At 67.7% G+C, this 13,726-nt stretch carries 12 protein-coding genes; 2 read left to right on the top strand and 10 right to left on the bottom strand.

Annotation, left to right across the window (positions count from 1 at the left end; all coding sequences use genetic code 11):
- Positions 1-12: 12 nt before the first annotated feature.
- Genes D3226_RS09810 through D3226_RS09800 form a run of 3 tightly spaced genes read right to left on the bottom strand, consistent with a single transcriptional unit; the run spans position 13 to position 2,657 of the window.
- Complete coding sequence (locus tag D3226_RS09810) at positions 13-699, bottom strand: NUDIX hydrolase (RefSeq protein ID WP_202382364.1); 687 nt, start codon at positions 697-699, stop codon at positions 13-15.
- A gap of 39 nt (positions 700-738) precedes the next feature.
- Positions 739-1,053, bottom strand: a complete 315-nt coding sequence (locus D3226_RS09805; protein WP_337248963.1) for a hypothetical protein — start codon at positions 1,051-1,053, stop codon at positions 739-741.
- Positions 1,050-2,657, bottom strand: coding sequence for a carboxyl transferase domain-containing protein (locus D3226_RS09800; protein WP_202382363.1), 1,608 nt, complete (start codon positions 2,655-2,657; stop codon positions 1,050-1,052). Before D3226_RS09800 ends, D3226_RS09805 begins: the two co-directional genes overlap by 4 nt.
- A 248-nt stretch (positions 2,658-2,905) precedes the next feature.
- On the opposite strand from D3226_RS09800, the gene D3226_RS09795 reads away from it, so the two are divergent.
- A complete protein-coding gene (locus tag D3226_RS09795) occupies positions 2,906-3,739 on the top strand; it encodes a biotin--[acetyl-CoA-carboxylase] ligase (RefSeq protein WP_202382362.1) in 834 nt (277 codons plus the stop codon).
- Positions 3,740-3,815: 76 nt separating this feature from the next.
- Here D3226_RS09795 and D3226_RS09790 read toward each other — a convergent pair whose 3' ends face one another.
- The 3 genes from D3226_RS09790 to D3226_RS09780 form a co-directional block, all read right to left on the bottom strand.
- Positions 3,816-5,231 (bottom strand): APC family permease, encoded by a 1,416-nt coding sequence (locus D3226_RS09790; protein ID WP_337248962.1) that lies wholly within the window; start codon positions 5,229-5,231, stop codon positions 3,816-3,818.
- Between the two features lie 40 nt (positions 5,232-5,271).
- On the bottom strand, positions 5,272-6,897 hold the full coding sequence (locus tag D3226_RS09785) for an amidohydrolase (protein WP_202382360.1): 1,626 nt from the start codon (positions 6,895-6,897) through the stop codon (positions 5,272-5,274).
- A gap of 135 nt (positions 6,898-7,032) precedes the next feature.
- Positions 7,033-8,442 carry an amino acid permease gene (locus D3226_RS09780; RefSeq protein WP_202382359.1) on the bottom strand — a complete coding sequence of 470 codons (1,410 nt, stop codon included), beginning with the start codon at positions 8,440-8,442 and terminating at the stop codon, positions 7,033-7,035.
- Positions 8,443-8,590: 148 nt separating this feature from the next.
- Here D3226_RS09780 and D3226_RS09775 point away from each other — a divergent pair, with 148 nt between their 5' ends.
- The gene (locus tag D3226_RS09775; RefSeq protein WP_202382358.1) at positions 8,591-9,373 is read left to right on the top strand and encodes a TetR/AcrR family transcriptional regulator; all 783 of its coding nucleotides are present in this window, start codon (positions 8,591-8,593) and stop codon (positions 9,371-9,373) included.
- Between the two features lie 33 nt (positions 9,374-9,406).
- On the opposite strand, the gene D3226_RS09770 is transcribed toward D3226_RS09775, so the two are convergent.
- The 4 genes from D3226_RS09770 to D3226_RS09755 all read right to left on the bottom strand — a co-directional run bounded on the left by D3226_RS09770 (position 9,407) and on the right by D3226_RS09755 (position 13,643).
- Complete coding sequence (locus tag D3226_RS09770) at positions 9,407-10,216, bottom strand: ABC transporter permease (RefSeq protein WP_202382357.1); 810 nt, start codon at positions 10,214-10,216, stop codon at positions 9,407-9,409.
- 28 nt (positions 10,217-10,244) lie between these two features.
- Positions 10,245-11,129, bottom strand: coding sequence for an ABC transporter permease subunit (locus D3226_RS09765; RefSeq protein WP_202382356.1), 885 nt, complete (start codon positions 11,127-11,129; stop codon positions 10,245-10,247).
- 167 nt (positions 11,130-11,296) lie between these two features.
- Positions 11,297-12,475 carry an ABC transporter substrate-binding protein gene (locus tag D3226_RS09760; protein ID WP_202382355.1) on the bottom strand — a complete coding sequence of 393 codons (1,179 nt, stop codon included), beginning with the start codon at positions 12,473-12,475 and terminating at the stop codon, positions 11,297-11,299.
- A gap of 88 nt (positions 12,476-12,563) precedes the next feature.
- The gene (locus D3226_RS09755; RefSeq protein WP_202382354.1) at positions 12,564-13,643 is read right to left on the bottom strand and encodes an ABC transporter ATP-binding protein; all 1,080 of its coding nucleotides are present in this window, start codon (positions 13,641-13,643) and stop codon (positions 12,564-12,566) included.
- Between the last annotated feature and the right edge of the window lie 83 nt (positions 13,644-13,726).

Genomic DNA, 13,726 nt, shown 5'->3' with positions numbered 1-13,726 from the left:
CAATCGACCGAGCTAGGGGAGCACGGGGAATTCGCGCGATGCGTCCCACGGCTGCGCCCAGCCGAGCTCGTCGAATAGGGAGGCGAGCAAGATCCCGGTGAACCCCCACACCGTGTGCGAGCCGAATCGCTCGCTCAGCTGAAACGCGGCCCCGCGGTGCGTGATCCCGGGCCGCGACAGCACGGAGGTGCCGCGCGCAGCGGGTTCGAGGAGCTCGGCGACCGGCGCGCGGAATACCTCGATCGATTCCGAATGGTCTGCGGCAACCGCGCTGGGGAGGCGCCACCAGCCAACCACTGGGGTGACGAGATTGTTGCTCACCGGGATGTGCACGGGCGGTAGCGAGCCGAGTACGTCGACGCCGGCGGGGTCGAGGCCGGTCTCCTCGTTCGCTTCGCGAAGCGCCGTGGCAACCGAGTCCACGTCCTCGGGGTCGACGCCCCCGCCGGGAAACGCGATCTGCCCAGGATGGTGCCGCATGCCGTTCGCGCGGCGGGTGAGTAGCACGTCAAGCTCCGCCGGTACCGTGGCTGGCCCGGAGATCGCGGGTACGCGGTCGAGTGCGCCGAACAGAATTAACACTGCGGAGTGGCGCAGCGGGGTGTCCGCGAGCGCCCCCTGCGGTGGGAAACGCAGCGTGAGGTCGCGGTGCATGAGCGCCCGGAGCTCACGCTCGGCCTCGGCGACTGAGCGTTCCATACGGCCCAGCCTAGCCGTGACAGCTGGGCAGGTGCCCGGCTAGCCCTCGATCAGCAGATCGGAGATACCCTCCGGGACGCGCTGCGAGCGCGCCCACGGCTCGCGGTCGCGGCGCGCCACGCGCTTGACGCTCTGCGTCTCCTCTGCGCGCACCTGCGTGAGCACCGCGATGACCGCGGCGCGCTCTGCCGGGCTGACCTGACGGGTGACGAACGTGATGTCCGAACCGGAGATTGCGTCGTCCTGCGGGCCGAGCTCCTCGCGCTTCGCCGCATCGCGCGCCGCCGCATCGGGCGGCAGCTGCGAGTCGGCGGGGCGAGCGAGGTCGTCGTTCGTCGTATCCACGGCGCTCACAGCGGGATGTTGCCGTGCTTCTTGGCCGGCTGCTCGGTGCGCTTGCCGCGGAGGCCGCGGAGGGACTTGATCACCGCGAGGCGGGTGCCTGCGGGCTCGAGCACGTTGTCGAGCTCGCCGCGCTCAGCCGCGAGGAACGGCGAGGTGACCTCAGCCGTGTACTTCGCGGTGAGCTCTGCACGCAGCGCCTCGACGTCCTCGCCGCGCTCGGCGGCGGCCGCGAGTTCCTTGCGGTAGAGGATGTTGACGGCGCCGGAGCCGCCCATCACGGCGATCTCAGCGGTGGGCCACGCGATGTTGAAGTCGGCGCCCATCTGCTTCGACCCCATCACGATGTACGCTCCGCCGTATGCCTTGCGCGTGATAATCGTCACGAGCGGCACGGTCGCCTCAGCGTAGGCGTAGAGCAGCTTCGCGCCGCGGCGGATGACGCCCTGCAGCTCCTGGTCCGTGCCGGGCAGGTAGCCGGGCACGTCGACGAGCGTGAGGATCGGGATCGAGAAGGAATCGCAGAACCGCACAAAGCGCGCAGCCTTCTCGCTCGCGTCGATGTTCAGCGTGCCGGCCATCTGGTTCGGCTGGTTCGCGACGATGCCGACCGTGCGGCCCTCGACGCGGCCGAAGCCGATCAGCATGTTCGGTGCGAAGAGTGGCTGGACCTCGAGGAAGTCGCCGCCATCGAGGATCGCCTCGATGACCGTCTTCATGTCGTAGGGCTGGTTCGGGCTATCCGGAATCAGCGTGTTGAGTCGGCGGTCAGCGTCCGTGATCTCAAGTGCGGTGTCGCTGTCGTAGACGGGCGCCTCAGCCAGGTTGTTGTCCGGCAGGTAGCTGATGAGTGCGCGCGCGTAGTCGAGCGCGTCGAGCTCGTCGCTTGCGAGGTAGTGGGAGACGCCGCTCGTCTTGTTGTGCGTGAGTGCGCCGCCAAGCTCCTCGAAGCCCACCTCTTCACCCGTGACCGTCTTGATGACGTCGGGGCCGGTGACGAACATGTGGCTCGTCTTGTCGACCATGATCACGAAGTCGGTGAGCGCGGGGGAGTACACCGCGCCGCCGGCCGACGGGCCCATGACGATGGAGATCTGCGGGATGACACCCGAGCACATCGTGTTCAGGCGGAAGATGTTCGCGTACTTCGAGAGCGCGACCACGCCCTCCTGAATGCGCGCCCCACCGGAGTCGAGGATGCCAAGGATGGGTGCGCCGGTCTTCAGCGCGAACTCCATGGCCTTGACGATCTTCTCGCCGGCAACCTCGCCGAGCGAGCCACCGAAGGTGGTGAAATCCTGCGAGTACACGACGACCTGGCGGCCGTGGATCGTGCCGGCGCCGGTCACGACGGAGTCGCCGAACGGGTGGCTCTTCTCCATGCCGAAGCCCTGGCTGCGGTGCTTCACGTACTTGTCGAACTCGACGAAGGAGCCGGGGTCGAGCAGGCCGGCGATGCGCTCGCGCGCGGTCATCTTGCCGCGCGGGTGCTGCTTCGCTGCGGCTGCGGCGTCGCGGTCGCCCACGGCCTCCTGGTACTTCCGGCGGTGGTCGGCGATACGACCCGCGGTCGTGGCGGGTCCGGGGGTCGCTGAGGTGGCGTTCTCTGCAGTCACGGAAGCCAGCCTAGCGCGGCACCCATGCCGGAAGCCTCCGAACCCCTCCAACGGAATCCCAAAACCTTGGTTGAATCCCACCAAACCCACCCCTCCCGCGCCCCTCCCGCACCCCTCCCGCACCCCTCCCGCACCCCTCCGGATCGGGGTCACTTGGGCAGGGTGTTGGTCCGGCCCGCCCCGCGACACCCTGCCCAAGTGACCCCGATTCGCGGAGGGGAGGGGAGGATGGCAGGTAGCGTTGGGGCATGGAATTCACGCGCACGTCCGAACTCCTTCCGCGGGTGCTGTGGCGGGAGAGCTCCCCCTCAACCAACGCCGAACTGCGCGAGCTCGTGCGCGAGCGCGCGGCGGCGGGAGAGCCGCTGCCCGACGGCACGCTGCTGCTCACCTCAGACCAGACCGCGGGGCGCGGCCGCCTGGACCGGGGCTGGGTGACCCCACCCGGGCAGTCGATTGCGGCGTCCCTCCTCGTGCGCGGCGCGGGCGCGGGGCTTCCGCTCAGCTGGCTGCCGCTCCTCGTCGGGGCGGCGATGAGTTCGGCGCTGCAGTCGCGCTTCGGCGAGGGCATGCGCGTCGGCGTGAAGTGGCCGAACGACGTGCACGTGCGCGACGAGGAGGACGCGATCGCCGGGCGGCCGGGGCTCAAGCTGTGCGGGATCCTGTGCGAACTGCTGCCCGACGGCTCGGTGATCGTGGGGACGGGGATCAATCTCTTGATCCCCGACTTCGAGCTGCCGACGGGACGTGCCACCTCGCTGCTCGCCGCCGGGGCAGATGTGGGCGGCGCGGAGACGGTGTTTGATCCGGCAGGGAACGCGCTGATCGACGAGGTGCTCGCCGATTACGTGACCGCGCTGCGGCAGCTGCTCGCGCTCGCTGCGGAGAATCCGGCGGCCGCACGTGCGCGCGCCGCTCGCAACTCGCTGACGCTCGGCACCGAGGTACGCGTACACCTGCCGGGCGACGAGATCGTGGACGGTCGCGCGCGCGAGCTCGCGTCGGACGGCTCGCTCGTGGTCGATCTGCCCACGGGGGGCCAGCTGACCGTCTCGGCGGGCGACGTGGAGCACCTCCGCTGAGCGCACTCCGGACGGCGCACGACGGAGCCCGCCACCACGATTGCTGCATCGTGGTGGCGGGCTCCGTCGTGTGTGGTTAGCGAGTGCCCTCGAGCGGGTACTCCTCGCCGAGCGCGTCGATCTGCTCGGTGGTGGGATCCCCCTCTGAGAAGTCCATCATGGGCACGGGCTTGCGGAAGCCCTTCGTGACGATCGCGATGATCACGATGCCCACCACGATCCAGATTGCGCCGACGAGCCAGGTGAGGGCCTCGAGCGAGGTCCACAGCCAGATCGTGAGCGCGAAGCCAATGAGCGGCGCCACCGCGTACTTCAGCACCCGCGTGGCGGTCACGGGCTCGCGGCGCCCGCCCTTCGGGAACAGGTATGTGCGGATCACGGAGAGGTTGACCATCGCGAAGGCGGCGAGCGCGCCGAAGCTGATCATGAACGCCACGGTGTCGAGCGAGAGGAACAGGCTCGACAGCGCGAACACGGAGACCGTCACCGCGGCGACGATTGGGGTGCCGAAGCGCTGGTGCAGACGCGAGAGCGGCTTCGGGAGCATCCCGTCGCGGCCCATCGCGTAGAGGATGCGCGAAACCGACACCTGGCCGGTCATGCCCGAGCCGAACGCGCCGACCACGTACACGGCCACGAAGAAGGCGGTGAACGCCTCGCCGCCGATGTTGTTCATCACCGTCACGCCGGCCGCTTCAATTTCGGCGTCGCTGAGCGAGCTCCAATCCGGGGCGTACGCGACCGCGCCGGCCCACGACACGAGGATGAAGAACAGGCCACCGATGAGCGTGGAGAGCACGATCGCGCGGGGGATGTCCTTGCGGGGGCGCTTCGCCTCCTCGGACAAGGTGGAGACCGCGTCGAAGCCGAGGAAGGAGAGCGCGAGGATCGCGGCACCCGAGGCGATCGCGCCGATGCCGCCCTCACCGAAGGTGAACGGCTCGATCAGGCTGATTTCGGTGTTGCCACCGAGCGCGTGCTTGAACGCGAGCACCATGAAGATGACCACGAGCAGCACCGACAGTGCGATGATCGCGAAGTTCACCTTGTTGACGAGGTTGATGCCCAGGATGTTGAACAGCAGCACGAGCAGCAGCGCCGCGAGCGTGAACACCCAGACCGGGATCGCGGGGAACTGCGTGTTCAGGTAGATGCCGATCAACATGAAGTTGATCATCGGGATGAACAGGTAGTCGAGCAGCATCACCCAGCCGGTGAGGAAGCCCGCAGCGCCGCCGAAGGACTGCTGCGTGTACGTGTACGCCGATCCCGCCACCGGGTATCGGCGCACCATCGCACCGTAGCTCGCCGCCGTGAACAGCATCGCGACCACCGCGATCACGTAGGCGGCCGGGAGATGCCCGTCGGTGACCTGGTTGACAATGCCGTACGTGGTGAAGACGGTAATCACCGTCATGTACGTCACCCCGAAGAGGGTGAGTCCGACCAGGCCAAGTGATCGTTTCAGTTGGGGTTGATTCGATGCGCTCACGATGTCTCCTTTGAATCGACGAAGCGTTCTTACTTGTGGATTATGGGGTGAAAGTGCGGTCTCCGGCGAGCCACGTGCCGAGCACGCGGACTTCAGCGATCGCTTCCGCCGCGATTTCGAGCGGATTTTCGGCGAGCCAGACGGCATCGGCCGTGCGACCCACTTCGAGCGTTCCGCGCGTGTCGGCCGCGAGTGCCTGGCGCGCGATGCCGCGCGTGTACGCGCCGTAGGCGGTCGCTGCGTCGACGCGCTCGTCGGGCAGCCACGCAGCGGCGCCCGGCTCCTCGTGGCTGTGGCGCGTGATCGCGGTCGACACGGCGGGGCGCCAGTCGATCGTGGTCACCGGCCAGTCGCTGCCGAACGAGATTGTCGCGCCGCTGCGGTGCACCGAGCCGATGAGGTACTGCCAGTCTTCGCGCGGGTGCCCGAGGTGCGGGATCGTGAGGTCGCGCATCACCGCGTCGCACTGGGCCCAGTACGGCTCGAAGTTCGCGATGATGTCGAGCTGCGCGAAACGGGACACATCGGCGGGGTCGAGGAGGGCCACGTGTGCGATCACGTGGTCGCGCTGCCGCGCAGGGTTCGCGGCGATGGCCGCCTCGATCGCGTCGAGCGCGCTGCGGTTCGCGGCATCACCGATTGCGTGCAGGTGCAGCTGGAAGCCGGCGGCGTCGAACGCGGTTGCGGCGGCGGTGAGCTCTGCCGCATCCCAGTTGGGCAGGCCGGTGTCGGTGGGGCGGTCGGCGTAGGGGGCGAGGAGCGCCGCCGTGTGGCTTTCAATGACGCCGTCAACGAAGAACTTCACGGTCTCGCCGCTCAGGCGGTCGGCGCCGAGCGCACGGACACTCGCGCGGCCCGAGGTGAACTCGGCGAGCTGCTCCCGCCAGCGTGCGGGGTCGGCGCGGAAGGCGAGGTTGATGCGCGTGTGCAGGCGGCCCTGCTCCGCAGCGGTGAGGTAGACGGGCAGGTCCCCGGGCTCCACCCAGGCATCCTGCACCCAGGTCATGCCGAGCGCGGCGTACTGCGTCGTTGCGCGCTCGATCGCGTCGAGCCGCTGCTCGAGCGGGAACGCGGGGACGACGTCGGCGAGGAAGTTGTTCGCTGCGGCCTCCTGCAGGGTGCCGAGCGGTGAGCCGTCTGCGCGACGCACGATGCGACCCAGATCGGGATCGGGGGTGTCCGCCGTGATGCCGCCTGCCGCGAGCGCCGCGGAGTTGACCCAGGCCGTGTGGTAATCCCAGGCGCGCAGGATGGTGGGGGTGTCGCCCGTCACCTCGTCGAGCCAGCGTGCATCGAACAGCCCGCCCTCGGAGAAGGTGGCGTCGTAGCTGCCGCCCACGATCCACTCTGCGTCCGGGTGCTCAGCCTTCCACGCGGCGACCGCGTCGATGATGCCCTGCTTGTCTGCCGCGGCACGAATTGCCGGGCCCAGCGCCTCCACGCCGCCGAGCATGGGGTGCGCGTGGCCGTCGCCGGGTGCGGGGGCGAGCGTACCGCCCGCGAGATCGATGAGCGTCGCGCCCGCGCGCTCGGCAAGCGCGGTGGCGTCCGATCCGAGCGCAACGACCGCGCCGTCTTCGAAGGCGATCGCGTCGCTCGTGAGGGGGGATCCCGATCGAGCGGGGTCAACGAGGATGGTGCCGCCGGTGAATACGGTGATGCTCATTGTCTCTGCGTCCTTGCTGCTCGGCGCCAAATCGCAGTGGCTGCGGTGCCGTGCTGGTGGGGTGGAGCGCTCCGGGGAGCGATGGAAGGGGAGGGTGAGCTGCGGCGGGGCAGTGACGCACCCGCCGCGCTCAGATTACTTGAAGGGGACGGCCTCGCCCATGGCGTCGACCACCGAGGTCTCGGGGCCCTCCGAGAAGTCCATGCGGGGCACGGGCTTGCGGAAGAAGTTCGTCTTCGCCATCAGGATGATGAGGCCGATGACGAACCAGATGCCGCCCACGATCCAGGTCATCGACTCGAGCGAGGTCCAGAGCCAAATGGTGAGGGCGAAGCCGATGAGCGGGAAGAGGCCGCGCAGGATCAGATCCTTGGCGGATCGCTGTGCCGCTTCGCCACGCTTCGGGAAGAGGTAGACGCGGATCACGGAGAGGTTGACCATCGCGAACGCCGCGAGCGCGCCGAAACTGATCATAAACGCGGCCTGCTCGAGCGTGAGGAAGAGGCTTGCGAGGGCAACAATCGACACGGTTGCCGCGGCGACCACGGGGGTGCCGAAGCGCTTCCACAGGATGCCGAGCGGCTTCGGGAGCGTTCCGTCGCGGCCCATCGAGTACAGGATGCGCGCGACCGAGACCTGGCCGGCAAGGCCGGAGCCGAAGCAGCCGGCAACCGTGAACACGACGAAGAGGATGCCCAGCCACTCGCCCGCGACGTGGTGAGCGAGCACCACGCCGGCCGCGTCGAGCAGCTCGCGCGGGGCCTGGCTCCAGTCGTCGAGGTGGTACGCGCGGGCTCCCACCCAGGACACGAAGATGAAGAGCGCACCGCCGATGAGGGCGGTGAGGATGATGGCGCGCGGGATGTCGCGGCGCGGGTGCTTCGCCTCCTCGGAGAGCGTGGACACGGCGTCGAAGCCGAGGAACGAGAGTGCGAGGATGCCGGCGCCCGTGAAGATGGGACTGAAGCCCGCCGAACCGGGGATGAAGGGTTCGATGAAGCTCGGGGCGTTCGGATCGGCGATGGCCGTCTTGATCGCGAACACGGCGAAGATGATCACCGCGGCGGCCGAGATGCTCACAATGACGATGTTCAGCTTGTTGACGAGGTTGATGCCGAGCACGTTGAAGACGAAGACCGCGATCAGCGTGATGAGCGAGACGATCCAGGCCGGCACGCTGGGGAACTGCGTGGACACGTAGAGGCCGAGGATCATGAAGTTGATCATCGGGATGAAGAGGTAGTCGAGCAGCAGTACCCAGCCGGTGAGGAAGCCTGCACCGCCGCCGAAGGCCTGCTGCGTGTAGGTGTATGCCGAGCCGGCCACGGGGTACTTGCGCACCATCGCCGCGTAGCTGTTCGCGGTGAAGAGCATGGTGAGCAGGGCGATGACGTACGCGAGGGGCAGCTTGCCCTCGGTGATCTGGTTCACGATGCCGTAGGTGGTGAATACGGTCGCGACCGCCATGTACGCGAGGCCGAAGAGGACGAGGCCTCCGAGGCCAAGCTCTCGTTTCAGCCCGTTTCGTGCGGCGGGTTCTGTCACTGGATCTCCTTTGATGCGGTTCGTGCGGACTCGTAAATGAACAGGGTTCTTTTACGGTCGGGAGTGAGACTAGTACGAAACGCGCCCGAGCGCGACTCTGAACCCGCGCACGTGTCGGATCGTGGCAAGCTGGGTGCGGAGGAACACGATGTCGACACCGGCGAAGAAGCCCACCCCCACCCGCGATCCCAGCGGAACCGGAGGGGGGACGAGCGCACCGGCCGCGCCCAAACGGCGCGTTGGGCGGCCGCGCGACCGTGTCCTGTCTCGCCGCCTCATCCTCGAAACCGGGCTGCGCCTCATCGACGAGCGCGGCGCGCACGGCGTCGGTATGCGTGCCATCGCGAGCGAGCTCGGCGTGCGGCCGTCGGCCCTGTACAACCACATTGAGGGTGAGGCCGAGCTTATCGCCGGAGTGCGTGAGCTGATCAGCGACCGCATCGCGGTCGACATGTTCGCAGACAAGCCCTGGGACGACGCGCTCGCCGGCTGGGCCACGCACTACCGCAACACGTTTGCGGCGCATCCCCCCACAATTGCGCTGCTTGCCACCCTGCCGCTCGCTGAGAACTCGATTACCTCGCAGATGTATGAGGCGGTGATCGCCGCGCTCGTGCGCGCCGGCTGGCCGGGCGACCGTGCGCTGTCGCTCATGGTGGCGCTCGAGTCGTTCATCCTCGGCTCGGCGCTCGACCTTGCGGCGGATGACACGATGCTCGATCCTGGTCCGCGCGACGACGTGCCCGAATTCTCCGCGGCCTATGCCGCACGCGCGGCACACCTCGCCGAACGGGGCGGCCGGGCCGCAGACCTGGCGTTTGAGCTCGGCCTCCGCGCGATCCTCACCGGCTTCCGGGCCGAGTACACGGCGCTCGGGTTTCGGCCGCATGATTCCGCGCGCGAAAACGCGGGGCCGGAGTCATCAGACTGACCCCTGCCCCGCGTCCCCGCCCGTGACTCCGGGCTACTTTACGTCGCCCGCGGCCGACGCCTTCTGCGAGAAGTACACGGGAATGAGGGAGAGCAGAATCATGATCGTCGCAACGACGTTCACTTGATTCACCTCGTTGGGGCGGGCCATCTGGTTCATGATCCAGAGCGGCAGCGTCTCCACTCCGGGCGGCGCGGTGAAGATCGTCACCACGATCTCGTCGAAGGACAGCGCGAATGCGAGCAGGCCGCCCGCGATGAACGAGCTGCGGAACTGCGGGAACGTGACGAGGCGGAAGGTCTGGCCGATCCCGGCACCGAGGTCCATCGAGGCCTCCTCGAGGTTCGGGTTCATGCGGCGCAGGCGTGCAATTACGTTGTTGAACACCATCACCACACAGAACGTGGCGTGCGCGATGATCATGCCCCAGTAGCCCACGTGGATCCCCATGGGCTTCAGCACCTGGTGGAACGTGTTCGAGAGCGCGACACCCGTGACGATGCCGGGCAGCGTGATCGGCAGCACGATCAGTAGGTTGACCGTCTGCTGACCGAAGAAGCGGAAGCGCTGCAGGGCGAACGCCGCGAGCGTGCCGAGCACGAGGGCGATTGCGGTGGCGATGAGCGCGACCACCACCGAGTTGAGCACTGCTGCGTGCACCGCCGGGTTGACGAGCGCCTTCTGCCACCACTCGAGCGAGAATCCCGGGATGGGCCAGCCGGCCACCCGGCCGGAGTTGAACGAGTTCATGACAATCACGAAGAGCGGGATGTACATGAAACCGAGCGCGATGAGCGTGACGAGGGCGAGAACGATCTTGGTCCCGCGGTTCAGGCGAAGCATGGAGGTCTCCTTGTCGAGCCGGATCGGGCTACAGATTGTTCAGCGCGCCTGTGCGGCGCACGGCGGTGAGGTAGATGACCACGAGCACGATCGGCACGACCGAGAACGCAGCGGCGAGCGGCGGGTTCAAGTTGATGTTCTGCGCGATGATGCTGCCGATCATCTGCGTCGAGCCGCCCACGTACATCGCGGAGATGTAGTCGCCGAGGCTCAGCGAGAACGTGAAGATCGAGCCGGCGATGAGAGAGGGGAGCAGCAGGGGAGCGACCACCGTGCGGATCGTGCGCGCACCGCTCGCGCCGAGATCGGAGGACGCGTCAAAGAGGTTGGTCGGGATCTGCGAGACCGCCGCATACACGGGGATCGCCATGTACGGGAACCACAGGTACACGAGCGTGAGGATCACGGTGAGCACCCCGAAACCGGGGCCCTCGATCCCGAGCGGCGAGAGCGCCCAGTTGAAGAAGCCGGAGTCGGTCCACACGAGGCGCATCGCGATCACCTTCACGAGGTAGCCCGCCCAGAGCGGCAGCGTGATGAGGATCGCGAGTGTGGCGCGCAGCTTGGGCCCGGCCACCTTCGCCATGAACACGGCGAGCGGGATCGACACGAGCGCGCAGATCGCGGTCACGGCGAGCGCGATGCCGAGCGTGCGCAGTGCCGTGGCGAGGTACGCCGGCACGGTGAACAGCTGCTGGAAGTTCGCGAGCGTGAAACCGGGCTTCACGCGCGAGGTGAACGGATCCGTGGTCCAGAACGCAGTGATGAGCAGCAGCGCAAGGGACAAGATGTAGACCCCGACAAGCCACGTCATCGGCAGCGCGAGGAGCGAGGCGAGGCGTGCGCGGGGGTGCCGCGCGAGCGCGGTGGACAGGGGCTTGCGGCGGCGTTCGAGAACGTTGTGTGTGCTCACGGGGCTTCCTCGCTGCGAGAGACGGTGGCTGGTGGGGAATAGCGCGCGGCGGTGCGCGTTGTGACTGTGCGGGGGGGAAGGGGCGCCTCGCACCCCGGATGGGATGGGGTGTGGATCCGCGTCGGCGACGCGGCGCGGATCCACCTCCCACGTGTGGTTCGAGGCGGTTAGCCCTTCACCGTGGCCCAGGCGTTCGTCCAGTCCTGGTAGTTCGTGCACTTCACGTCGGTGCGGCCGTCGAGGCACTGGTCAATCGGGGTCGTCCAGAACCACACCTGCTTGTAGTACTCCTCGTCGGTGGCGTTGAAGTAGTCGCAGTGCGCCTTCGCCTCATCGTTCAGCTCGCAGAACGCGCCGTTGGCCGGGCCCATGCCGAAGTTCATGGCGATCGCGCCGTTCACCTCGGGAGCGGAGGTGTAGTCCATCCACGCGTACGCGCAGTTCGGGCTCTTCGCCTCGGTGGCAAGCATCCAAGCGTCAGACCAGCCGGTTGCACCCTCCTGTGGGAGCACGCTCTTGAACTTGTCGTCCTGCGTAGCCTTGCGCAGCACCTCCCACGAAGTGCCGACAACCGAGTTGCCGCCCGTAAACGAGGTGACGTTCGTGGCGGGCGACCAGTACTCGGAGACCATCGCGTTCTGCTGCTTCAGGAGCTCGGTCGCCGCAGCGAGCTGATCGGCGTCGAGCGCGTAGGGGTTCGTGATCCCGAGATCCGGCTGGTGCTCCATCAGGTAGATCGCGGCGTCGGCGATGTAAATGGGGCTGTCGTAGGCGGCGATCTTGCCGGCGTAGGGGCTGTCCTTCTCCCACACGACGTCCCAGCTGTCGGGTGCCTCGGTGACGACCTCGCTGTTGTACTCGAGGATGTTCGCGCCGCGGCCGATCGGAATGCCGTAGACGTTGCCGTTCAGCGTGTCGTAGAGCTGCCCCTTCATGCCCTCAACAATGTCGTCGCCGAAGTTGGGGATCAGTTCGGTGTTGAGCGGCTGCACGTTGCCGTCGACGATGAGACGGAGGCTCGCGTCGCCCGAGGCAGACACGAGGTCGTACTCGCCTGTACGCATGAGCTGCACCATCTCGTCGCTCGTCGCGGCCACCTTGCGGTTGACCACGCAGCCCGTGTCGGCGGTGAACTGATCGGCCCAGGCCGGCTCGACGAAGCCCGACCACGCGACGATGTTCACCTCCTTCTCCGTATCGCCCAGCTTGTCCATCGCCGGGATTTCGGGGACATCGATCGAGACGCCGCCAGCGCTGTCGCCGCCGCCATCGGTGGTCGAACAGCCCGCGAGGGCCAGGCCGACCGCGGCAACGAGGGCCGCGGGAGCGAGCAGTTTCTTATTCATCGGAACTCCTGTGTTGTCGATTGAGTGTGGTGGGTGGATCAGGGCCGGGCGCCGGGTGTGCTTCAGGGGGTGGGCCGGCGCCCGGAGCTTAGGCTGCAGCCGGAACCGCGGCGGCGCTCGGCACGGCGACCGCGTGGTCCCGTGCGAAGCGCAAGCTCACCGTGTCGCCGCGCGAGATGCTGGGGTGGAGGTGCGGGGTGTGCGAGTTCTGCTTCTCGGCGATGAACCGCACGCCGCCTTCGGTCTCGACGAGGTAGCGGGTGTGCGCACCCGCGTACACCGCCTCGATGACGCTGCCCGGCAGCGCGACGGTGCCGGACTCGGCGGGGGCGGTGGGGTCGGCGAGCTGCACGCGCTCGGGCCGCACGCTGTGCGCGGTGCCGACGCCGAGGATGCGCTGCGCGGCGTCGCCCGCGAGGAAGTTCGTGATGCCGAGGAAGCGCGCAACGAACTCGGTTTGCGGGAACTCGTACACCTCGCGGGGGCTGCCGACCTGCTCGATCTTGCCGCCGTTAAACACCGCCACGCGGTCGGAGAGCGTCAGGGCCTCTTCCTGGTCGTGGGTGACGAACACGAAGGTGATGCCCACCTCGCGCTGAATCTGCTTCAGCTCGAACTGCATCTGTTCGCGCAGCTGCTTGTCGAGAGCGCCGAGCGGCTCATCGAGGAGCAGCACCTTGGGGCGCAGGATCAGGGCGCGAGCGAGGGCGATGCGCTGGCGTTGGCCGCCCGAGAGCTGCGAGGGGCGGCGTTCGGCGAGGTGCCCCAGCTGCACCTGCTCGAGTGCTTCGGTGACGCGGGCCGCGCGCTCGGCCTTGCCGACCCCGCGAACCTTCAGCCCGTAGGCCACGTTTTCGGCGATCGTGAGGTGGGGGAAGAGTGCGTAGTCCTGGAAGACGGTGTTGACCTCGCGGTCGAACGGCGCGGACTTCGTGACGTCGGCGCCGTGCAGCAGGATCTTGCCCGCGCTCGGCTCTTCGAAGCCTGCGATCATCCGCAGCACGGTCGTCTTCCCGGAGCCCGAAGGGCCGAGCATGGAGAAGAACTCGCCCGCGCGGATGTCGATGTCGAGCTCGTTGACGGCGACGAGATCACCGAACTGCTTGCGCACGCCCTGGACGGAAACCGCAATGTCTGCGCCGTCGGCGTGTGGGGTGGGGTGGGGCATGGTGCGCTGCTCCTCAACGTCGTTGTCGAACCAATGAGAAGAACCATAACATATGGGTTTATAGGTTAAATACCCGAGTGAGA

The sequence above is a fragment of the Leucobacter chromiireducens subsp. chromiireducens genome (genome assembly GCF_016758255.1).
Classification (GTDB): Bacteria; Actinomycetota; Actinomycetes; order Actinomycetales; family Microbacteriaceae; genus Leucobacter; species Leucobacter chromiireducens.
The sequence above is the reverse complement of the archived record's forward strand: the minus strand, read 5'-3'. Positions and strand labels throughout refer to the sequence as shown.